Source organism: Pseudomonas urethralis (assembly GCF_021602465.1).
Lineage (GTDB): Bacteria > Pseudomonadota > Gammaproteobacteria > Pseudomonadales > Pseudomonadaceae > Aquipseudomonas > Aquipseudomonas vlassakiae.
The window spans coordinates 15,981-36,870 of the sequence record NZ_BQIJ01000008.1; the positions used below are offsets into that span (position 1 = coordinate 15,981).

Annotated in this window: 17 protein-coding genes; 9 read left to right on the forward strand and 8 right to left on the reverse strand. The window is 65.8% G+C overall.

Annotation, left to right across the window (positions count from 1 at the left end; genetic code table 11):
* Positions 1 to 61: 61 nt before the first annotated feature.
* The gene (locus L6D64_RS14780; protein ID WP_176508861.1) at positions 62 to 604 is read left to right on the forward strand and encodes an AAA family ATPase; all 543 of its coding nucleotides are present in this window, start codon (positions 62 to 64) and stop codon (positions 602 to 604) included.
* 45 nt (positions 605 to 649) lie between these two features.
* On the opposite strand, the gene L6D64_RS14785 is transcribed toward L6D64_RS14780, so the two are convergent.
* A complete protein-coding gene (locus L6D64_RS14785) occupies positions 650 to 1,462 on the reverse strand; it encodes a hypothetical protein (protein ID WP_371870321.1) in 813 nt (270 codons plus the stop codon).
* A 630-nt stretch (positions 1,463 to 2,092) separates the two neighbouring features.
* Here L6D64_RS14785 and L6D64_RS14790 point away from each other — a divergent pair.
* From L6D64_RS14790 to L6D64_RS14815, 6 genes are all read left to right on the forward strand, one after another.
* Positions 2,093 to 3,112, forward strand: coding sequence for an ABC transporter substrate-binding protein (locus tag L6D64_RS14790; protein ID WP_176507205.1), 1,020 nt, complete (start codon positions 2,093 to 2,095; stop codon positions 3,110 to 3,112).
* A gap of 36 nt (positions 3,113 to 3,148) precedes the next feature.
* Positions 3,149 to 4,174, forward strand: a complete 1,026-nt coding sequence (locus tag L6D64_RS14795) for an aromatic ring-hydroxylating dioxygenase subunit alpha (protein WP_176507206.1) — start codon at positions 3,149 to 3,151, stop codon at positions 4,172 to 4,174.
* A gap of 66 nt (positions 4,175 to 4,240) precedes the next feature.
* Entirely contained in the window at positions 4,241 to 5,095 is an 855-nt protein-coding gene (locus L6D64_RS14800) for an ABC transporter ATP-binding protein (RefSeq protein WP_176507207.1), read from the forward strand.
* Between the two features lie 85 nt (positions 5,096 to 5,180).
* The gene (locus L6D64_RS14805; RefSeq protein WP_176507277.1) at positions 5,181 to 5,909 is read left to right on the forward strand and encodes an ABC transporter permease; all 729 of its coding nucleotides are present in this window, start codon (positions 5,181 to 5,183) and stop codon (positions 5,907 to 5,909) included.
* A 16-nt stretch (positions 5,910 to 5,925) separates the two neighbouring features.
* On the forward strand, positions 5,926 to 7,356 hold the full coding sequence (locus tag L6D64_RS14810; protein ID WP_176507208.1) for an amidohydrolase family protein: 1,431 nt from the start codon (positions 5,926 to 5,928) through the stop codon (positions 7,354 to 7,356).
* The gene (locus L6D64_RS14815) at positions 7,353 to 8,297 is read left to right on the forward strand and encodes a PDR/VanB family oxidoreductase (protein ID WP_176507209.1); all 945 of its coding nucleotides are present in this window, start codon (positions 7,353 to 7,355) and stop codon (positions 8,295 to 8,297) included. The genes L6D64_RS14810 and L6D64_RS14815 overlap by 4 nt, the downstream gene beginning before the upstream one ends.
* Before the next feature lie 109 nt (positions 8,298 to 8,406).
* On the opposite strand, the gene L6D64_RS14820 is transcribed toward L6D64_RS14815, so the two are convergent.
* The 6 genes from L6D64_RS14820 to L6D64_RS14845 form a co-directional block, all read right to left on the reverse strand.
* Entirely contained in the window at positions 8,407 to 9,723 is a 1,317-nt protein-coding gene (locus tag L6D64_RS14820) for a serine hydrolase domain-containing protein (RefSeq protein ID WP_176507210.1), read from the reverse strand.
* A 20-nt stretch (positions 9,724 to 9,743) separates the two neighbouring features.
* The gene (locus L6D64_RS14825) at positions 9,744 to 11,597 is read right to left on the reverse strand and encodes a DUF1302 domain-containing protein (RefSeq protein ID WP_176507211.1); all 1,854 of its coding nucleotides are present in this window, start codon (positions 11,595 to 11,597) and stop codon (positions 9,744 to 9,746) included.
* A 174-nt stretch (positions 11,598 to 11,771) separates the two neighbouring features.
* Entirely contained in the window at positions 11,772 to 12,206 is a 435-nt protein-coding gene (locus tag L6D64_RS14830; protein ID WP_054886088.1) for an acyl-CoA thioesterase, read from the reverse strand.
* A complete protein-coding gene (locus L6D64_RS14835) occupies positions 12,207 to 13,370 on the reverse strand; it encodes an iron-containing alcohol dehydrogenase (RefSeq protein WP_176507212.1) in 1,164 nt (387 codons plus the stop codon).
* A 43-nt stretch (positions 13,371 to 13,413) separates the two neighbouring features.
* On the reverse strand, positions 13,414 to 15,201 hold the full coding sequence (locus L6D64_RS14840; protein ID WP_176507213.1) for an acyl-CoA dehydrogenase C-terminal domain-containing protein: 1,788 nt from the start codon (positions 15,199 to 15,201) through the stop codon (positions 13,414 to 13,416).
* The gene (locus tag L6D64_RS14845; protein ID WP_176507214.1) at positions 15,198 to 16,436 is read right to left on the reverse strand and encodes a 3-hydroxyacyl-CoA dehydrogenase; all 1,239 of its coding nucleotides are present in this window, start codon (positions 16,434 to 16,436) and stop codon (positions 15,198 to 15,200) included. The genes L6D64_RS14840 and L6D64_RS14845 overlap by 4 nt, the downstream gene beginning before the upstream one ends.
* A gap of 100 nt (positions 16,437 to 16,536) precedes the next feature.
* Here L6D64_RS14845 and L6D64_RS14850 point away from each other — a divergent pair, with 100 nt between their 5' ends.
* Positions 16,537 to 17,436, forward strand: coding sequence for a LysR family transcriptional regulator (locus L6D64_RS14850; protein ID WP_176507215.1), 900 nt, complete (start codon positions 16,537 to 16,539; stop codon positions 17,434 to 17,436).
* A 102-nt stretch (positions 17,437 to 17,538) separates the two neighbouring features.
* The gene (locus L6D64_RS14855; RefSeq protein WP_176507216.1) at positions 17,539 to 19,497 is read left to right on the forward strand and encodes an alkyl/aryl-sulfatase; all 1,959 of its coding nucleotides are present in this window, start codon (positions 17,539 to 17,541) and stop codon (positions 19,495 to 19,497) included.
* A gap of 37 nt (positions 19,498 to 19,534) precedes the next feature.
* Here the strand turns inward: L6D64_RS14855 and L6D64_RS14860 are convergent, their stop codons facing one another.
* Positions 19,535 to 20,872 (reverse strand): DUF1329 domain-containing protein, encoded by a 1,338-nt coding sequence (locus L6D64_RS14860; protein WP_176507217.1) that lies wholly within the window; start codon positions 20,870 to 20,872, stop codon positions 19,535 to 19,537.
* Positions 20,873 to 20,890 lie beyond the last annotated feature (18 nt).

Sequence of the window (20,890 nt, forward strand, 5' to 3'; positions counted from 1 at the left end):
TCGCCCGTTGCCGTAGAATCGCGCGCCCGAAATTCCAATCTGCCTGCGAGAGGGAGCTTCAGTGCAACGGGTGATGATCATTGGCCAGCCAGGGGCCGGGAAAAGTACCCTGGCGCGCAGGCTTGGCGAGCGCACAGGCTTGCCGGTCGTGCATATCGACACGATTCATTGGCAGCCAGGGTGGGTCGAGCGCAGCCGGGACGAAAAGACCCGTCTTTGCCATGAGGTCGAGGCCCGTGAGCGCTGGATCTTCGAAGGTGGGCATTCGACCACCTGGAACAGCCGGCTGGCCCGCGCTGACCTGTTGATCTGGATTGATCGCTCGGCGCCGCTTCGATTCTGGCGCGTCCTGCTCAGAACGCTGTTGAACCGCGGTCGATCCCGGCCCGACTTGCCGGCCAACTGCCCGGAATTGCTGGCCAACCTGCCGGCGTTTTTCAGGTTCATGTGGCAGACGAAAACCTCGTCGCGCGAGGCGATGAAGCGATTCGTGGCAACGGCCCCATCGGGCTGTCGCGTGGTTTGCCTGCGGACCAACCGGGATACCGACCTTTTCCTCGCGACGCTGGGCACGCAGCCTGACCAGGTCAAGCAGGATCGTTAGATCCCGGCGCGCGCTTGTCTGGCGGCAAGCGCGTGCCAGTCGGCGTTAAAAATGCGCTTTGAACAATACACTCAGCGCATTCTGGTCGGTTGGAAACCCGTGGCTGTCCTCGATCCCATATTTGTCCGACCAGTAATCCCATTCCACCCCTGCGTATAACCGCTTGGCCGTGTACCCCAGCGCCTTGCCGACGTCGTACTTGATCTGCGGGTTGAAGTGAAAACTCTTGGCCACGTAGTTCGAGGTGCCTTTGCGCCCGACGTCATTCACATACCATTCAAGGTACCCGTCAAACAGAATGTCAGAACGGCCCAACGGGAGGGTCATCGCCCAGGTCGGATTGATCTGCCACTGCCCCGCTGCCTTGCCGGTGATGCCATCGGGCTTGCGATAGTAGGTGTTGAGCGAGAAGCGATCGAACCCTGGCAGCAGCAGGTCCACCGCTGGCCCAAGCAGGTATCGGCGAATGCGCCCCTCGCCACGCTCGTAGGTGGCGGCGATCAGCACATCCTTGATCACGCCGTAGCGCAGGTTGTGCCCGCTGATCTTGCCCAGCGACAGCCGCGGTGAAAATTCCCCGTAATAGGTATAGCCCTCGCTGCCGGACAATCCGTTCGACCATTTGTTGTCGACGAACAAGAACACATCACCCCAGGTCCAGCCGCTGGCATGTTCGTAGGTGATGGTTTGCTGGATGTCGTTGCCGGTGCCATCGACCTTGTAGTTGTGGCCGTAGAGGTAACTGAGGCTGTTGTCGCTCCACATCAGTGGAGCGGCCTGGGCGGTGGCAGTGGCCAGGCTGCAGAGCGGCAGCAAGCCGTGGCAGAACCAGGCGAGAGGGTTGAGTTTCATGGGCATCCCTTGGGTCGAGGTCGGTGAGGGTTACCGGCAAGGGATAACGGACAGACCTCGTCTCTGGCCACGCAGCAACGCATGGCGCCACCCTTGCCGGGTGCGCGGCATAAAGCCGCCAGAGCAATGTCCCGTGCCTGGTTTGGGCACTGACCGCTTCTACTCAGGCCTCCCCTTGCAGGGCGCGTGCCAGTCGATCGAATACAGCTGACGGTACCGATTGTGGCCAATCAAGGCTGACAATGAATACCATCGCCACTGACATTGCAGCACCTTATTGGCGCTGTCAGCCGCCTGCATGCACCGTTGCGGCCCACTGCCCTGCCCCGGCGGCATGCGCCAAGCCGCCATTGGCCGGGAATGAGCGGCTGGTGAAAGCTGGCACGCTTCTGGCTAATCAGACTTCCGAGTAGAAGCGGTCAGTGCCCGAACCAGGCACGGGACATTGCTCTTGCGCCCCTGACCGGGCGTACATCCGAGTGGATGATTGCACGCGGGCTGTCGGCCCTGGGCAAGAGAGCAGCGTCGACCGTGAACGCTCGCTCTCCTCCCGTTGCATTGCTTCTCCACTCGGGCTTCTCGCCGAGGGGCCAGCCAGGCCCCCCGACGGATTTCGAATCGAGGTGGAGAACAATCATGAAAAACCGCTTTGGCTTGACTCAACCGCTTCGCTCTTTGCTGGCAGGGCTCGGTGTGCTGCTGGCGGGCGCGCCACCGGCCATGGCCGGCGATCAGGTCGTGCTGCTGACCTCCTGGTACGCCCAGGCCGAACAGGGAGGCTTTTACCAGGCACTGGCCGAGGGCTTGTACGAGAAAGAAGGGCTGGAGGTGACCATCCGCATGGGTGGCCCGCAGGTCAATGGCATGCAGTTGCTGGTCAGCCGGCAAGCCGACTTCATCGTCAACTACGACCTGCAGATCCTCAAGAGCGTGGAGCAAGGCCTGCCGGTGGTGGCGGTGGCCGCACCGTTTCAGGGGGACCCGCAGGGCTTGATGACCCACGCCGACGTCTCCGGCCTGGACGGGCTGAGCAACAAGCAGGTCCTGGTATCGACTTCCGGCCAGCAGACCTGGTGGCCCTGGCTCAAGGGCAAGTACCAGCTGCAGGACAGCCAGGCCCGCCCTTATACCTTCAACCTGCAGCCCTTCCTGGCCGGTGCCGACACCACCCAGCAGGCCTACGCCAGCTCAGAGCTGTTCCAGGCCATCAAGGCCGGTCAACAGCCCAACTTCTTCCTGTTCGCCGATGCCGGTTACCCACCCTACGGTTCAACCGTCGCCACCCGCCAGGACCTCATCGAGCAGCATCCACAGCGCGTCGCGGCGTTCGTGCGCGCCTCGCTCGAGGGCTGGAAGCGCTATCTGGACAACCCCGCCGCAGGCAATGCGCTGATCAAGCGTGACAACCCCAACATGACCGATGAGCTGCTGGCCTGGGGCGTCTCGACCCTCAAGCAACACCAGTTGCTGACCCGCGGCGACGCGGCTGTCCGCGGCATTGGCACCATGAGTGACGCGCGCTGGCAGGCGACCCGCGATTTCATGGTCGAGGCTGGCCTGCTTGGCGCTGGCGCGCCCTGGCAGAAGGCCTACACCACACGCTTCGTGCAGGACCTCCATGTGTTGCCCGACAGCAACCAGGCTGCCAGCCGCTGACCCGTTCAGGCACTTGAAACCCTAAGGAACCGAATCATGTTGGTCACCAAACAACCCGTATTGCGTCGCTTCTGGTACGCCCTTCTGCCGATGTCCGCCCTCGACGACGGGCCAAAGCCCTTCACCCTGCTCGGGGAAGCCCTGGTGCTGTGGAAGCGCCCCGACGGCACGCCGGTAGCCATGCGCGACCGCTGCTGCCACCGCACCGCCAGGCTGTCCAAAGGCTTTGTCAGCGAAGACGGCAACATCGCCTGCGGCTACCACGGCTGGGAGTACGACTGTACGGGCGCCTGTGTGAAGATCCCGCAGAACCCGACAGGTGCAATCCCTGCCGGGGCAGCCGTCAAGGCTTACCACTGCCAGGCCCGTTACGGCTATGCCTGGGTGGCCCTGGACGATCCGCTGCAGCCGATCCCCGATTTCCCCGAGGATGGCGCCCCCGGTTACCGACGCATCTTCCAGTTCTACGAAGAATGGAAAACCAGCCCGCTGCGGGTCATGGAAAATTCATTCGACAACTCGCACTTCTCATTTGTGCACAAGGCCAATTTCGGTTTGTTCGACCAACCGCAACCGGCCAGCTACGCGTTCCGCGAAACCGACTACGGTTTCGAAGCCGAGACCCGCGTGCCAGTGCGCAACCCCGAGGCTAGCTTCGCCATCACCGGCAGCCGTGCGCCGATCACCGAGCGCCACCTGGTCAACCGCTATTACCTGCCGTTCTCGCGACGCTTCGGTTGCATGTACCCGGAGAGTGGCATCCATCACATCATCTACAACTGCGCCACGCCGATCGATGACGGGCGCCTGATGCTGGTGCAGTGGCTGTACCGCAATGACAGCGAAGCACAGTGCTCGACCCAGGCGCTGATCGACTGGGACGCGGCGATCACCGCCGAGGACCGCGACATTCTCGAGGCCACTGACCCCGACGCCTGCGTCGATACCCGTCGGCGCGTCGAGCTGCACATGCCCTCCGACAAACCCGGCCTGGTGATCCGCCGGCAATTGCTGGGCCTGCTCGAAGCCCATGGCGAAAGCGAAGTGTTCGCCAGCCATTGAATGCCGTTCAGCGCCCCGGTGCGCCGGGGCCTCTGCCACCGCACATAGCCAAATGGGAACGCGCCCATGTTGATACAGACCCTGTCCGAAGCCGACGCCGGCCCACAGGCACGCTTGCCTGCCGATACCATAAGCGCCGAGACGCCGCTATACGCCAACCAGGTGGAAAAGACCTACAGCAATGGTACCCACGCCTTGCGCCGCGTCAGGCTGGCGATCCAGCGCGGCGAGTTCGTCTCGTTGCTGGGCCCCTCCGGTTGCGGCAAAAGCACGTTGTTGAAGATGTTCGCCGGCCTTGAACAACCCTCCGCTGGCCATGTGCGCTGGTGGGGTAAAGAGACGCCCGAGCGCGCCCCGCAGGGTGATGGGACAAGCCAGCGCCTGGCGATGGTGTTCCAGGAAGCCACCTTGATGCCGTGGGCCAGGGTGCAGGACAACGTGCGGCTGCCCCTGGACCTGGCGGGTGTGCCTCGCGCGCAAAGCCAGCCCAGGGTGCAAGCGGCGCTGGAACGGGTTGGCCTGGGGGCATTCGGCGCCGTTTACCCGCGCGAACTGTCTGGCGGCATGCAGATGCGCGCATCGATTGCCCGCGCACTGGCCACCGAGCCCAACCTGCTGTTGATGGACGAGCCGTTCGGCGCGCTTGACGAATTCACCCGCAACAAACTCGACAGCGACCTGCGCCGCCTCTGGGCGGAGCGCGACCTGACGGTGGTGTTCGTCACCCATAGCATCTTCGAAGCGGTCTTCCTGTCGTCGCGGGTGGTGGTGATGGGCGCCCGCCCCGGTCGGGTCATCGCCGATGTCGCCATCGAAGGTCCGCTGGAGCGCGACGAGGCCTATCGGACTTCGCCGGCCTTCATCGCCCAATGTGCCCACCTGTCCCGGCTGCTGGCCCAGGCCAACAGCGAGCACGCCTGAGAACCACGCCATGAACAGACTACCCGCTCCCTGGCTACGCCACCCCGGCGTACTGCGCATCGTTTTACCCCTGCTGGTCGGCGCCGTGCTGCTGAGCCTCTGGCAACTGGCATGCATGGCCTGGCAGGTACCGGCCTACCTGGTGCCCTCCCCTGCGGACATCGGCCGCACCCTGGTCAGCGATGGCCCGCTGTTGCTGGGCGCGCTGTGGATGACCCTGAAGATCACCTTCCTGTCGTTCGGCCTCGCCGTGGTCATCGGCACCCTGGCGGCATTCCTGTTCGTGCAGAGCCGCCTGGTCGAAGCCAGCCTGTTCCCCTACGCCATCCTGCTGCAGGTGACGCCCGTGGTAGCCATTGCGCCGTTGATCATCATCTGGTGCAGCGACACGACACTGGCGCTGGTGATCTGCGCCACCCTGGTGGCGGTGTTTCCGATCATTGCCAATACCGTGCTGGGGCTGCGTAGCGTCAACCCCGGCCTGCTCAACCTGTTCCGCCTCAACCGCGCCAGCCGCTGGCAGGTGCTGCTGCGCCTGCGCATTCCCAGCGCCCTGCCGTGTTTCTTCGCCGGCCTGCGAATTGCCAGCGGCCTGGCCCTGATCGGCGCGGTGGTCGCCGAGTTCGTGGCCGGCACGGGCGGCAGTGGCGCGGGGCTGGCTTACCAGATCCTGCAGGCGGGCTTTCAGCTCAACATCCCACGCCTGTTCGCCGCCCTGGTGCTGATTGCCCTGACCGGCGTGGCGCTGTTCAGCCTGATGGCCCTGCTGGCTCGCCTGAGCCTGCGCCACTGGCACGAAAGTGAACTGGGTTAAGCCCATGGAGAACCCGATGAAGCATCCAGACAGCTGGCTGATCCGTAACGCCAGCGCCATTCTCACCGGCCTGCGCGGCGCCGCAGCGCGCCATGCCGGGCCCGATATTCGCATCACCGACGGGCGCATCGCGGCCCTCGGCGCCTTGCAGCCACAACCCGGCGAGCACGTGCTCGATGCCACCGACTGCGTCGTCTACCCGGGCTGGGTGAACACCCACCACCACCTGTTCCAGTCGCTGCTCAAAGGCATCCCGGCAGGCATTGATCAGAACCTCGGCGCCTGGCTGGGCGCCGTGCCTTATCGTTACCGCGGGCTGTTCGACGAGCACAGCTTTCGCCTGGCCGCGCGCATCGGCCTGGTGGAATTGGCCCGCTCCGGCTGCAGCACGGTCGCCGACCATCATTACCTGTACCTGCCGGGCATGGCGTTCGACAGCGCACAGATCCTGTTCGAGGAAGCCCAGCAGCTGGGCCTGCGCTTCGTGCTGTGCCGCGGCGGCGCGACTCAGGTGCGCCAGGCCGAGGGGCCGACGAGCGCAGGGCCGGAAACCCTTGGGCAGTACCTGGACGACGTCGAACGCCTGGTCCGCACCTACCACGACAGCGCCGCCGATGCCTGGCGCCGCGTGGTGATGGCGCCGACCAGCCCGCCCTATTCGATGCCACCCGAACACCTGCGTGAAACGGCCCGCACTGCCCGCAAGCTGGGCATCCGCCTGCACAGCCACCTGAGCGAAACGGTGGAGTACCAGAACGAAGTCCAGCGCCGCCATCAATGCTCGCCCGTTGCCTTCTGCGCCGAACACGAGTGGCTAGGGACCGACGTCTGGTTCGCTCACCTGGTCAAGCTCGGTAGCGAGGAAATCCAGCTGCTGGGCGCAACCGGCACCGGTATCGCCCACTGCCCGCAGAGCAATGCCCGGTTGGGCAGTGGCATTGCCGATATCGTCGCCCTGGAAGCGGCGGGCGTGCCGATTTCGATGGGTGTGGACGGGGCGGCGTCCAACGAAGCCTGTGACATGATCAGCGAAACCCATGCCGCCTGGCTGATGCAACGCGCCAAGGGTGGCGAGCGGGCATTGCCCGGCTACGCCGGTGGCACAGGCGAAGGCGGCGCGCAGTCCGCCAGCGTTGAAGACGTGGTGCGCTGGGGCACGGCTGGCGGGGCCCAGGTGCTGGGGCTCGAAGCGCTGGGTACCGTGCAGGTCGGCATGGCGGCCGACCTGGCGCTCTACCGGCTGGACCAGCCCCGCTACTTTGGTTTGCATGACCTGGGTATTGCGCCAGTGGTCGGTGGTGGGCGGCCGACCTTGCGGGCATTGTTGGTCGGCGGCCAGTTGCGGGTGGAAAACGACACGCTGCCCGGCATCGACCTCGCCGAACTGGGCCACCAGGCGCGTGAAGCCGTGGTGCGCCTGCAACGGGCAGCGGGGGTACGGGCATGAGCTGGGTACCCTTGCAGGTGCGAGCCCTGCGCCTGGAAGCCGAAGATGTGCTGGGTATCGAACTGGGCGTTGCCGGTGGCGGTCCGCTGCCCTTCAGCTGGGCTGCCGGCGCCCATGTCGATCTGCGCCTGGGCAACGGCCTGGTCCGCCAGTATTCGGTGATCAGCCTGCCCGAAGACGACCACCTGAACCTGGCGATCAAACGACAGCCCGCTTCCCGGGGCGGTTCGCAATGGCTGCATGAGCAGCTGCGCCTGGGCGCCTGCGTCGAAGTCGGCAAGCCGCGCAACCTGTTTGCCCTGCAGCCAGGCAGCGGCCCGGTGATCTTGCTCGCCGCAGGCATCGGTATTACGCCGTTGTTGCCCATGTACCGGCAATGCCAGCGACAGGGCCGCGCGGTGCGCCTGCTGTATTTCACCCGCCACGTGCACGGGGCACCGCTTGTACCGCGTCAAGGGCCACAACCAGAAGTGTTCCCGGGCCTGCGCGCTGCGCAGATCCAGGCGTACCTGGCTGAGCACCTGCCCGCCTGGCAGCCTGGCGCCAGCCTGTATTGCTGTGGGCCTGCCGGCTTCATGAGCAGCGCCGAACAGATCGCCCTGGCCCTTGGCTGGCCTGCCACGGCGCTGCACCGTGAACACTTCAGGCCTGCCGAGGTGCCAGCCCAGGCTGATGGCAGCTGTGTTCTGGTGCTCCAGCGCAGTGGCCTCGAGGTACAGCTTCGCGCCGGCGAAAGCCTGGTGCAGGCTGCCGCGCGAGCCGGGGTGGAGCTGCCTGTTTCCTGCGGCATGGGCATCTGCGGTGCCTGCGTGTGCCGGGTCGTCGAGGGTGAGCCGTTGCACCGTGACGACTGCCTGAGCGAGGCCCAGCGCAGCAGCGGCGAATGGATCGCACCCTGCGTCTCGGGGGCTCGCAGCGCTCGCCTGGTGCTCGACGCCTGACCGCGCCCAGCTGCGCTGATGGCCGGTGCCATCCACCGCGGCACCTGCTTCGCGGGTAAACCCGCTCCTTCAGAGGGCGCGTCGCGAGGAGCACTGTTTGACGCACTGTTTACGAAAGGGCCGCCAACACTGCGCTCACCATGCTGTTGAAGGTGATCGGCGAGTCCACGACGCGCGCAGGGGCTTTCACTTGCTCGTCGGCTCGCGTGCCGCGCCGGGCCTGATCGACAGTGGCCGACAGCTTGACGATCACCAGTTCGCGGCGGGGGTTGATGTAGATTTTCTGCCCGAAGCGCCCGCTTGCTTCGACCGAGCCGTCGCCGTCGTTTTTCTGGAACCAGTAATTGCGGTAGCCATAGCCAGGGCGGACGGGGCCGAGGTTGCCTTGGGCAAAGACCGCCGGGTCCGCAGGCTGGAAGGTGCTGTGCACCGCCTGGTTGAAGCTGTCGCCCTTGGCCTCGCGGGCCAGTTCGCGGCGCACCAGTTCGGCGAAGCGAGCGGTGTCGCGCAGGTTGCAACTGATGCCGCCACTGGCCATCTCGGTGCCAAGCGGGTCGACCTGCACGTAGGCATCGTCCTCGGCGAAACGTGACCACAGGCGCTGCTCGACCAGTTGCGCCCAGTTCAGCCCGGTAATGCGCCGCAATGCCCAGGCCAGCGCTTCCGGCGAGCCGTTCTGGTAGAAGAAAGGTGCATGACTGCCTGGGTTCGGCGCCTGCTGCACCCGCAGCAGGAAGCTGTAGATATCCCCGGGCATGCCCTCAGCCCGCGGTATCAACCCGGTGGCGGCAAACAGGCCGAGGTCCGGCGGCATCTGTGCTGGGTATTGCACCGCCACCTGCATGTCGAGGTTGGCCTGTACGGTCGCCTCGCCAAACGGCGTGCCGCTCAGTTCCGGCACGTAATGCGCCAGCGTGCGCTGCGGGTCCAACGCCCCCGCGGCGATCAGCTGGGCAGCAATCAGGCCGGTGACCGACTTGGTCATCGACGCCCAGATATGCGGCTGGCCAGGTTGGAAACCTTCAAGATAGCGCTCGTACACCACCTTGCCGCGGTGCAGCACGATCAGCCCGTCGGTGCTGGTCTGCTGCAGGTAATCGGCCAGCGTCAGCGCTTGCTCGCCAGCATCGAAGGTAACCTGGTCGAGCGCCGCCCCGCTGCCTTCGGTCAAGACCAGCGGTTTAGCCGCACGGCCGATGGCACGGGTCGGCGACACCTCGCGGGCATGGCGCATCGACCAGCGCAAGTAGGGTGGCTGAAAGGCATTGGCCTGGGTCACACGCGACTCCGGCGCTGGAGGAAAGCCTTGCATCACCCCCTGCCCGGGTGGTGCCGCCACGGCCAGGGCTGGAGCCAACGCCCCTGCCAGCATCAGGGCAAGGCCGGGCAGGTTGGGCGTTGGGTGCTGCAGAGTGCGCTTGGTCATGGTCCTGCTCCTTGGTTGCATCAGAAATTGGCGCCCACGCTGAACGCCACATAGTCACGGTCACCGCGGGTGCCGTAGTCGCCGTCGAGGTAGTCGGTATAGGCCAGGCTTGCCCAGTACTGGCTGGCCAGGCTGAGGTCCACGCCCAGGCTGATCGAGCGCGAGCCTTCGTTGAAAGCCGAGCCGTCGGCGGGTGAGTAACCCTTGACGTCATGGGCCCAGCCAAGATTCGGGCGAATATCAAGGCCCGGAACAAGGGTCGGGTAGCTCCAGGTTGCACGCAGCCGGTAACCCCACGAAAAGGGCGTTACGAAACCTTCGCCATTGCAGTCACCCGGGCTTTTCGAGATCGCCAGGCACAGGCTGTTGTCAGCCAGTTCACCGTTGCCGTAGGCACCGGAGCGACCGTAGCGCGGGCCGAAGCGCCCCTCCAGCCCGCCGACGTAGGTAGCCCCTGCCTCGCCCATCAGCACCAACTGGTTGGCGCCCATGACCTGGCTGAAGGTCTGCACGGCCGACACCTGGGCCTGGGTCACCTCCTTGCGCCGGTAGCCGTCGAATGGGGTGTTGTCGGTCGCAGGGCGCAGGCCATCGGCGTTCAGCGGGCTGCGTCCGGGCGCATTGAGCAACGATTGCAATATATCGTTGCCGTTGAGTTGTACCGGCATGTTCGGGCGGTAACTCAGCTCACCTTGCACCGCGGTACCGTTACGCAAGGTGGTGGCGAAGGTGACCCCGTACATGCGGATATCTTCGGGGTATTGCGCTCGATACTGCGATGTCCCCATGCGCAGGGCACCGGCCAGGGTCTGCCCGTTGCCGGATGCCAGAAAGGTACCGCAGTTGGCCAGCGCCACGCCGACATTGCCGCAGAGCTGCCTGGCGAAGCCGGTATTGGCGTAGTAGCGGCTGCTGACGGTCCCCACGTAGGGGAAGCGGCTGTGGTAATTGGCGGCGAACACGCCGAATTCGGTATCCAGTGGTTCGACGTACCAATGCATCGACAAGCCCCATTGGCCACTGTTGCGCGCATCCTGGTCCGCACCCCGGGGCACGCGCACGCCCTCCTCCGTGAGCATCACATCGAACGGAGCCAGGGCCTGTGCAACGGCCGGGTTGGTCACCATCTGCCCGCCGACATCGAGGCCCGTGCAGCCCTCAGGCATGAAGTCGTTACCGGAAAAGAACGTTGCGCAGTTGTCCAGCCGGGTCTGCTCCCAGTCCAGCTGATAGAAGGCGTCGAACGACAACGCCTGGTTGAGGTTCTGTGTGACATACAGCAGGTTGACCGGCGCCAGGGCGTCTTTCACCTCCGAACCGGGCCGCCGCAGCGCGGCCTGGTTGAACGGGTTGACGACATTCAGCCCACCCTGGATGAACAGGCTTTCGCCCCAATTGACCACCTGCTTGCCCAGGCGCAACGAACCGGGCTCACCGTCGATATCGTAGAGGGCATAGGCAAAGGCATCGAGCAGCTCGGCGCCAGCCGTTTTCGCCGATGCCTGACGGTTGTGGTCATCGATATCGACGGCCCGCTGGTGGTGGTCGCGCTGCGCGGTGTCATACCAGTAGGTGCCACGCAGGAACACGCCGACGTTGTCGCGGCGCAGCTCCAGGTCATGGGTGCCCTTGAACACCGCCGAAAACACGTCGCCTGCGCGGTAGTTGCGCCGCCCATCGTTGCCGTTGGCCGCCTGCAACTGCTGTTTGTCGGGGTTGGCGGTGCTCACGGCCGTACCGAACGACAGGGCCGAGTCGAAACGACCCTGCAACGGCCCAACGTCGAACTGCACGCCCGCAACGGGGCTGGCAAGCAGGCAGCACGCAGCCGCCAGCGGCGCACGGCGCCGGCAGAAGAGAAGGGTTGCGCTCACTCTTAACCTCTTTTGGTCTTATTAGAGAGGGAAATGATGGGTTCAGCGCGGACGCGCCGGCCGCCCAGGCCGGCGGTGTCGGTGACGAGGAGTATCAGGCAGGTTTGCCGACCCTCACAAATAGCGTCTTCAGATCAACGCCATGCCGATTCGTTATGGCGCGGGGTTGTGCCGTCAAACCGGCAGCAAGCGCTCATAGGCGCTGCGCAGCTTGGCCGGAATGGCAACCGGGCGACTGCTGCTGCGGTCGACGAACACATGGATGAATCGGCCTGCCGCACAGGCTTCAGGTTCACCCTCGACGAACACGGCCAGGGCGTATTGCACCGAACTGTTGCCCAGCCGCTCCACGGCAATGCCTACCTCGATGCGTTGCGGGAAGGCCACGGCGGCGAAATAGTCGCAGGCAGACCCTGCCACGTAGGCCACTACCGGGTCGCGGTGGACATCCAGGCCGGCATGCTCGATCAACCAGGTATTCACGGCGCTGTCGAAAAACCCGTAATAGACAACATTGTTCACATGCCCATACAGGTCGTTGTCGTGCCAGCGCGTGGTGATCGTCTGGAAGTGGCGATAGGCGCCGCGCAGCGGGCGCTCCCTGGCCATTCAGAACGCCGCCTGGTAAAGGGCCAGGGCATCGGCGAGGCTCACCTTGCGCGGGTTGTTGACCAGCAACCGTTGCTGTTGCAGGGCGTCCTCGGCCAACAGCGGCAGGCTGTTGCGCGGCACGCCGACATCACGCAACCGATTGGGCAGGCCGCAGCGGGGTGCCAGCTGTTCCAGCTCATCGATGAATTGGCTGCACAGCTGATGGGAGTCGCCAGGCACCAGGCGCTCGCCCAGCAGGGCTGGCGCCAGCGCCGCATAATCGGCAAAGGCTTCGCGCCGGTTGAAACGCATCACATGGGGAAGCACCAGGGCGTTGGCCAGCCCGTGCGGCACGTGGTAGCGCGCCCCCAACGGGTAGGCCAGCGCGTGCACTGCCGCCACCGGCGCGTTGGCGAAAGCCTGCCCGGCGAGGCAGGCACCGAGCAACATGGCCTGGCGCGCCGCCAGGTTGCCACCGTTATGCACCGCCTGGTCGAGGTTGCCGGCCAGCAGCGTCAACGCTTCGCGGGCCAACAGGCTCGATAGCGGGTTACGTTTGAACTTGCTGGTGGTGGCCTCGATGGCATGGACCATGGCATCGATACCGGTGGCAGCCGTGATTGCCGGCGGCAGGCCCAAGGTCCGCTCGGCATCGAGCAGCGCCAGGTCGGGCAACAGCAGCGGTGAGATCACCGCCATCTTGGCCGCCTCGCCCGTGGTGATCACCGCCACCGGGGTGACCTCCGAGCCGGTCCCGGCGGTGGTCGGCACCTGGATCAGTGGCAGGCGCTGGCCCCTGGCCTGGTCGATGCCGTAGACCGCCTCCAGCGGTTGGTCACAGCCCGGGTGTGCCAGCAGCGCCACCAGTTTGGCAACGTCCATCGAGCTGCCACCACCGAAACCGACAATCAATTCCGCGCCGATATGGCGCGCCCGCCCGACGGCGGCCAGCACGCAGGCATGGCTGGGGTCGGCGCTGACTTCGCTGAAAATCGCCACGCTCAGGTGCGCCTGGGTAAAGCCTGGCAACACATCATCGAGCATGCCCAGGTTGGCGATGCCCGGGTCGGTGACGATCAACACGCGGCGCACGCCGCGTTGCTGGCACAGCTGTGCCAGGCGGCCAACAGCGCCGGTTTCGCACAACAGTTGGGGGGTAGTGGCAAAACTGAATGGCTGCATGTGGGTGTTCCTCTTGTTCTTGTGAGTGAACAACGGCGCAAGGTCAGAACGCGAAGTGCGCCTGATCCAGGCTCATCAGGCACTGCGCGCCGCCGCGCAACGCCTCGCAGTGGGCAGTGGCGCGCGGCAGCACCCGCCGCCAGTAGAACGCCGCGGCCTGTTTCTTCGCCTGGTAAAAGGCACTGTCCTGGCTGCCGGCGGCCAATGCCGCACTGGCGGTTTCGGCAGCCCGCAGCCACAGGGCGGCCAGCACCACGTAACCCGAGTAAGCGAGAAAATCCACCGACACCGCACCGATCTCCTGCGGGTCACAGCGGCAGGCGTCGATGACCTCGGCACTGAGGTTTCGCCATTCCTGCAGGCGCTGGGCAACCGCCTGTGCCATCCCGGCCAGCGCCTCGGCGCGGCAGTTGCCGGCCGCATCGAGCAACTCATCGATCAGCAGGCGCAACTGCTCGCCGCCATCGCCAAGCAACTTGCGGCGAATCAGGTCCAGTGCCTGGATACCGTTGGTGCCCTCGTACAGCTGGGTGATACGGCTGTCGCGCATCAGTTGCTCCATGCCCCACTCGCGGATGTAGCCGTGCCCGCCGTAGAGCTGCACCCCCAGGCTGGCGACCTCCTGGCCGACATCGGTGAGAAACGCCTTGACGATGGGGATCAGCAAAGCCGCCCTGCGCCCGGCAGATGCCCGCGCCTCGGGCTGTGCGGCGCCGTGCTCCAGGTCCAGTGCCTGGGCGGCAAACGCCGCCAGCATTCGGCAGCCCTCGCTGAGGGTTTTCTGGGTCAGCAACATGCGCCGCACATCCGGGTGACAGATGATCGGGTCGGCCGCGCACTCGGGCGCCACCGGCCCGGCCAGGCTTCGCGACTGCAGGCGCTCGCGGGCATAGGCCAGTCCACCCTGGAACGCAGCCTCGGCAATGCCCAGCCCCTGCAAGCCGACCTGGAAGCGTGCATCGTTCATCATGGTGAACATGCAGGCCAGGCCCTGGTTGGCCTCCCCCACCAGCCAGCCGCGGGCGCCGTCGAAGTTCATCACGCAGGTCGCCGCCCCCTTGATGCCCATCTTGTGCTCCAGCGCGCCGCAGGCGACCGCGTTGCGCGCCCCCAGGCCACCGTCATCGCTACATTCGAACTTGGGCACCAGGAACAGGCTGATGCCACGCACGCCGGCCGGCGCATCCGGCAGGCGCGCCAGCACCAGATGGACAATGTTTTCGGTCAGGTCCTGGTCGCCGCCGCTGATGAAGATCTTGCTGCCGCTGATGCGGTAGCTGCCATCGCCCTGCGGCTCGGCACGGGTGCGCAGCAGCGCAAGGTCGGTGCCGGCCTGGGGCTCGGTCAGGCACATGGTGCCGGCCCATTCGCCGCTGACCAGCTTGCTCAGGTAGTCGCGCTTGAGCGCCGCGCTGCCATGCCGGTGCAAGGCCAGCACGGCGCCCTCGGTCAGGCCGGAATAGATACGGAACGACAGCGACGCGCCCATCAGCATTTCGTGGAAACAGGCCGCGACCATTTGCGGCAGGCCCTGGCCATCGTGCTCCAACGGGCCGGTCATGCCACCCCAACCCTGCTCCACATAATGTCGGTAGGCCTCGGGGAAGCCATCGGGCGTGCGCACGCCGCCTTGCTCCAGGCGGCAGCCTTGTTCATCACCCTGGCGATTGAGCGGAGCAACCACCTCGCCGGCAAAACGGGCACCTTGTTCCAGGATGCCATCGATGGTTTCGCGGTCCAGCTCATTGCCCAGGCGGGCACAATGCGCCGTCACATCGAACACTTCGTGCAGCACGAAGTGCATGTCACGCAGGGGGGCCCGGTAGTTCATGCGCGGCCCTCACGTACGTCGGCCAGCTGTTTGCCAGCTGCCACCAGATGCACCAGCAGGCCGGCTGGCCGCCAGTGTTCGCCGAACAGCCCTTGCAGGCGTTCGAGCCGCGCCAGCACCAGGCTCAAGCCTTGCTGGTCGGCCCAGCGCATCGGCCCGCCGACGGCGGCCGGGAAGCCATAGCCGTGCAGGTAGACCCGGTCGATGTCGGCGCTGCTGCTGGCTACAGACGCCTCGAGAATCCTGGCGCCCTCGTTGACCAACGCCAGCAGGCAGCGCTCGCGGATTTCGTCGTCGTCGATCTGGCGCCGGTGCATGCCCAGGTCCTGGGCGACCTTGAGCACCAACGCATCGACCGCGGGGTCGTGCTCGGCCTCCCGGCTACCCGGGGCGTAACGGTAGTAGCCCTGGCCGCTTTTCTGTCCGAAACGCCCTTGTGCGCACAGGGCATTGTCGACCTGGGCCAAAGGTGACTCCATGCCCTTGCCGGCCAACTGGCGCGCTCGCCACTCCAGGTCGATGCCGATCACGTCATACATGCGAAACGGGCCCATGGCCATGCCGAACGCCTGCAGTGCCTCATCCACCTGCCGTGGCGTTGCGCCTTCGAGCAGCAGCTTGCGCGCCTCGGCCACGTAGCTGGCGAGCATGCGGTTGCCAATGAAGCCTGGGCAATTGCCGGCCACCACCACTTCCTTGCCCATGCGCTGGCCGAGGGCCTGCGCGGCATCGAGCACGGCAGGCGAGGTACGCTCGCCGCGCACGACTTCCAGCAACTTCATGACATGGGCCGGGCTGAAGAAATGCAGCCCCAGCACCTGTTCTGGCCGACGGGTCACGGCTGCGATGGCGTCGATGTCCAGGGCCGAGGTGTTGCTGGCCAGGATGGCGTCGGCCTTGAGCGTACGGTCCAGGGTGCGGAAAATCTCCTGCTTGAGCGCCAGGTTCTCGTACACCGCTTCGATCACCAGGTCCACCTGCGCGAGGTCGTCAAAGGCGGTGACCTGGCGTACCCGCGCCAGGCAGGCATCGGCCTCGGCCTGGTCGATACGCCCCTTGGCCACCTGCTGCGCCCAGGTCTGCGCGAGCATTGCCAGGCCGGCTTGGGTGGCGCTGGGGTCGTTATCCAGCCACAACACCGCAAGGCCTGCTCGGGCCAGGCTGATGACGATACCGCGGCCCATGGTGCCGGCGCCGATCACCGCCGCCTGCTGAAGGGTGTAGGGAGTACTCACGGGTGACGCTCCTGATGGAGGTTGAGAAGGCATTTGCCTCACCCTAGTCAGGCGCCTACTATTTTTGAAATTGTCATTCTCCATCCCATGTATTTTTCGCATGAATATCGCCAACTTCGATCTCAACCTGTTGCGCGTGCTGGACATGCTGCTGCGTGAACAGAACGTATCCCGTGCTGCCGAGCGCCTGGCCCTGACCCAGCCAACCGTGAGCAATGCCCTGGCGCGCCTGCGCGACCTGCTGGGCGACCCCCTGCTGGTGCGCGTCGGCCGGCACATGCGCCCCACTCCACGGGCCTTGGCCCTTGAAGGCCCGATCCGTGCGGCCCTGCAACAGATCGAGCAGACCCTCGGCGCCGGTGACAGCTTCGATCCGCGGCTCAGCCACCGGCAGTTGCGTATCGCCCTCACCGACTTTGCCGAGCAGCTGTGCATGCCCGGCCTGCTGGCCACCTTGCAAACCCAGGCGCCCCATTTGCGCGTGGACGTGCAGCACCTGGCCCCCAGCCTGCCGGCCGAAGCCCTCGACCGTGGCGAGCTCGACCTGGTGCTGGGGCGCTTCGATGAGGTGCCCGCCCGTTACGAGCGGCGCCACTGGCGCAGCGAAACCCTGCACGTGGCCGTGCGCCAAGGGCACCCCGAGGTGGACGGCGCGCTCGATCTGCAGGCCTTCCTGGCGCTGCGCCACCTGTGGGTGCACGGAGGCCAGACCCGTGGCATGGTCGATCAATGGCTGGCCGAACAGGGCCTGGCCCGGCGCATCGCCTACACCACGCCCAACTACCTGCAAGCGGCGCACCTGGCCGCAAGCTCCGACCTTTGCGTGGTGCTGCCCACCGCCCTGGCGCGGCATTTCGCCCGGCTGCTGCCCTTGCAGGTATTCGACCTGCCCTTTGCCCTGCAGCCGTTCCAGCTGGAGCTGGTGTACCTTGCCCATCGCCAGCACGACCCGGCGCTGGCCTGGCTGGTGGCGCGCATCATGGAGGTTGGCGCCGGCTGAGCCATCGCATCGCGGCATGGCTAGCCATGCAAGAGTGGTATTGGTTGGTCGGCAAGCTCTGTCCTTAGAGTGATCGCCCTCGCAACCACAAGGACCCCGCCCATGCGCCTACGATCACTGCCCTGCCTGCTGGCCCTGGCCCTGCCCTTAGCGGCGCTGGCCGAGGGGCCGGCCAAGGACGCCACCGAACTCACCCGCCAGAGCAATCAGCAATGGCTGCAGCGCTTGCCCTTTGCCGACCGCAGCGACTTCGACAATGCCCGCCGGGGCCTGATCGAGGCCGTCGATCAGCCCGTGGTCAATGCCGATGGCAAGCCCGTCTGGGACCTGCAGCGCTACGCCTTCCTCAACGGCGAGGCGCCGGCCACCGTTAACCCCAGCCTGTGGCGCATCGCCCAGCTCAACAGCATTGCCGGTCTGTTCAAGGTCACCGACCGCATCTACCAGGTGCGTGGCCTGGACCTGGCCAACATGACCCTGATCGAAGGCGAGCATGGCCTGATCGTGATGGACCCGCTGCTGTCGGTGGAAACCGCCAGGGCCGGGCTGGCCATGTACTTCCGCCATCGCCCGCAACGGCCAGTGGTCGCGGTGATCTACACCCACCCGCACGTCGACCACTTCGGCGGTGTGCGCGGGGTGATCGACGAGGCGCAGGTCAAGGCCGGCGAGGTGCAGGTCATCGCCCCGCAGGGGTTCTTCGAACATGCCGTCAGCGAAAACGTCCTGGCTGGGCCTGCCATGAAGCGCCGCGCCCAGTACATGTATGGCGCACCGCTGCCACGCGGGCCACGCGGCCAAGTGGATGCCGGGCTGGGCAAGGGTGTACCGGCCAACGCGACGGTCAGCCTGATTGCCCCGACCCGGCTGATCGAGCAGCCTTTCGAGACCCTGCGCATCGACGGGGTCGATATCGAATTCCAGCTCACCCCGGGTACCGAAGCGCCCGCCGAGATGAACCTGTGGTTGCCCCAGTTCAAGGCCCTGTGCATGGCCGAGAACGCCTCCCACGTGCAGCACAACGTGCTGACCTTGCGCGGCGCCCAGGTGCGCGATGCCAAGGTGTGGGCGCACTACCTGGACCAGTCGCTGTTGCGCTATGGCGAGCAGGCCGAGGTGGTGTTCGCACAGCACCACTGGCCGACCTGGGGTGGCGCCGCGATCCGCGAATACCTGGCCGATCAACGCGACATGTACGCGTTCATCGACAGCCAGACCTTGCGCCTGATCAACCGTGGCCTTGGCCCCACCGAGATTGCCGCAGAACTGACCAGCTTGCCGCCACGGCTGGCGAGCAAATGGTACAGCCGCGACTACTATGGCTCGCTCAGCCACAACGTGCGGGCGGTGTATCAGCGCTACATGGGCTTCTATGACGGCAACCCGGCGACCCTCAACCCGCTGCCGCCGAGCGACGCCGGTGCCCGCTACGTCAAGGCCCTGGGCGGTGCCGAGCGGGTGCTGGCCCTGGGCCGTGAGGCCTATGACGCGGGCGACTACCGCTGGGTGGCGGAGCTCACCCGCCACCTGGCGTTCGCCGAGCCCGACAACCGCGCGGCGCGCGAGCTGCAGGCCGACGCCCTGGAGCAACTGGGCTACCAGAGCGAGAATGCCACCTGGCGCAACGCCTACCTGACCGGCGCACAAGAGCTACGCAACGGTGTCGCAGCAGCCGCCAGCAAGGGCGGCAGCGCCGACGACCTGGTGCGCGCCCTGACCCCGACGCTGTTCTTCGACTACCTGGGGGTACGCGTGGATGCCGCCAAAGCCGCCGCGCAGGACCTGACCATCAACTGGCATTTCACCGACCTCAACCAAGACTACGCCTTGACCCTGCGCAACGGCGTGCTTACTCACCGCGACCTCACCCGCCATGGGCAGGCCGATGTCGAGGTGAGCATGAGCAAGGCTACCCTGGACCGTATCGCCCTGAAGCAGACCGGCTTTCTCAAGGAAGCGACCATGGGCGATATCGACATCAGTGGCGAGCGGGTGAAATTCATGCGCTTCATGGCTGGGTTGGACGAAGCGGATGGGCGCTTCAATATCGTGACGCCCTGATCCGCCTGTGGCCGCTCACGCGCTCGGCAACGTGGTGTCAGCGCAGCCCTTGGCTGCGCAGTGCGCCGGGTGAGAAGTAAGACGCGCTGGTGCGCACATCGAAGGTGTAGGGCCTTGGCTGTTCGTTGGTCAGGCCCGACAGCTGGTAGCGGCCAGTGCGCAGGTCGTAGATCGCCTCCATGGCATTGACCAGCGCCTGCCCGGTGACATGGTAGTAGCTGTGGGCCTGCGCCGTGCGCCACAACCTGCCCTGGTGATCGAAGAAATCCGCCTCGACGATGGCCCAGCTGTCCTCGTCCAGGTAATAGCGCCGGCTGGCATAGATATGCCTGGCCCCAGGCTTGAGCGTACCCACCACTTCCCACACCCGATGCAGCTCGTAGCGCGTGGGTTGCGGGTTGACGTGGCCCGGGCCGATCAACGCCGCATAACCGAGCAGCGGCGATGCCAGGCGATAGCTGTTGTACGGCACGTGCAGGGCCTTCTTGCCCACCAGCGTCCACTGGTACAGGTCCGGCGCGCCATTGAACATGTCGCGGCTGTCGGCAGTGCGCAGGCCGGCCGTGCCCGGGGTGATGCTGTCATAGGCCAGTGCCGGGGCACGACGCACCCGCCGCTGGCTGCTGCTGTACAGCCACGACAGGCGTGGCTGCGCCACCTGGTCGAGGGTTTCGTGCAATACCACGGCATCACCGGCCAGGCGCGACGGCGCGGTCATACGGTAGCTCAGGTAATACAGCACATTGCCCGCCTGGCCATCCTGCAGCACGTCGGGGCGGGCGAAAGTCTGCTGCAGGCTGATCGTGGCGTAGCGGCCATCGCCACGCGGGGTAATGCTGTCCGAGGCCAGGCTGTAACTGCCGTTGCGTGGCCGGGTAAGGTGATTCCACAACACCTGCAAGCCATTGTCTGGCCGGGGAAAGGCCAGCACGCCAGAAAACCCCTGTACGCCATTGCCATCGTTGACCAGACGAGCATTCAGGGCATTGTGCCGGGCCCACTCACCCACTTGGGACGGCACCGCGACACTGCGGTGCGAGGGGTACACCGGCAGGCGAAACGACTGCGGGTAGCGCTTGAGCAAGGCCACCTGCCCCGCCGTCAGCTGATCCCGGTACTGGGTGTAGTTGCTCGCGGTGATCACATACAGCGGCTGCTCATCGGCATAGGGGTCCAGCGGCGTGCCATTGACCGCCAGCGACACCTGCCCTGCTTGCAGGCCGCCGCTCCAGGCCGGAATGCGGCCGTCGCTGCTGGCCCCGCGTTCGGCCCCCACCGGCGTCAGGTCGGCACGCAGCGGCGCAGCCCCGACGTGCAGGGCCAGGAAGCTGGCGTTGATGAGCAGGATGCAGCGCAGCAGGTCGGCAGGTTTCATCGGGTTTGCCTCTTTTTT

What these genes read in the sequence shown, in the direction of transcription:
- L6D64_RS14785 (WP_371870321.1), bottom strand. Translation starts at nt 1,462, where the DNA reads ATGCCCATGAAACTCAACCCTCTCGCCTGGTTCTGCCACGGCTTGCTG.
- L6D64_RS14790 (WP_176507205.1), top strand. Translation starts at nt 2,093, where the DNA reads ATGAAAAACCGCTTTGGCTTGACTCAACCGCTTCGCTCTTTGCTGGCA.
- L6D64_RS14795 (WP_176507206.1), top strand. Translation starts at nt 3,149, where the DNA reads ATGTTGGTCACCAAACAACCCGTATTGCGTCGCTTCTGGTACGCCCTT.
- L6D64_RS14800 (WP_176507207.1), top strand. Translation starts at nt 4,241, where the DNA reads ATGTTGATACAGACCCTGTCCGAAGCCGACGCCGGCCCACAGGCACGC.
- L6D64_RS14810 (WP_176507208.1), top strand. Translation starts at nt 5,926, where the DNA reads ATGAAGCATCCAGACAGCTGGCTGATCCGTAACGCCAGCGCCATTCTC.
- L6D64_RS14815 (WP_176507209.1), top strand. Translation starts at nt 7,353, where the DNA reads ATGAGCTGGGTACCCTTGCAGGTGCGAGCCCTGCGCCTGGAAGCCGAA.
- L6D64_RS14820 (WP_176507210.1), bottom strand. Translation starts at nt 9,723, where the DNA reads ATGACCAAGCGCACTCTGCAGCACCCAACGCCCAACCTGCCCGGCCTT.
- L6D64_RS14830 (WP_054886088.1), bottom strand. Translation starts at nt 12,206, where the DNA reads ATGGCCAGGGAGCGCCCGCTGCGCGGCGCCTATCGCCACTTCCAGACG.
- L6D64_RS14835 (WP_176507212.1), bottom strand. Translation starts at nt 13,370, where the DNA reads ATGCAGCCATTCAGTTTTGCCACTACCCCCCAACTGTTGTGCGAAACC.
- L6D64_RS14840 (WP_176507213.1), bottom strand. Translation starts at nt 15,201, where the DNA reads ATGAACTACCGGGCCCCCCTGCGTGACATGCACTTCGTGCTGCACGAA.
- L6D64_RS14850 (WP_176507215.1), top strand. Translation starts at nt 16,537, where the DNA reads ATGAATATCGCCAACTTCGATCTCAACCTGTTGCGCGTGCTGGACATG.
- L6D64_RS14855 (WP_176507216.1), top strand. Translation starts at nt 17,539, where the DNA reads ATGCGCCTACGATCACTGCCCTGCCTGCTGGCCCTGGCCCTGCCCTTA.
- L6D64_RS14860 (WP_176507217.1), bottom strand. Translation starts at nt 20,872, where the DNA reads ATGAAACCTGCCGACCTGCTGCGCTGCATCCTGCTCATCAACGCCAGC.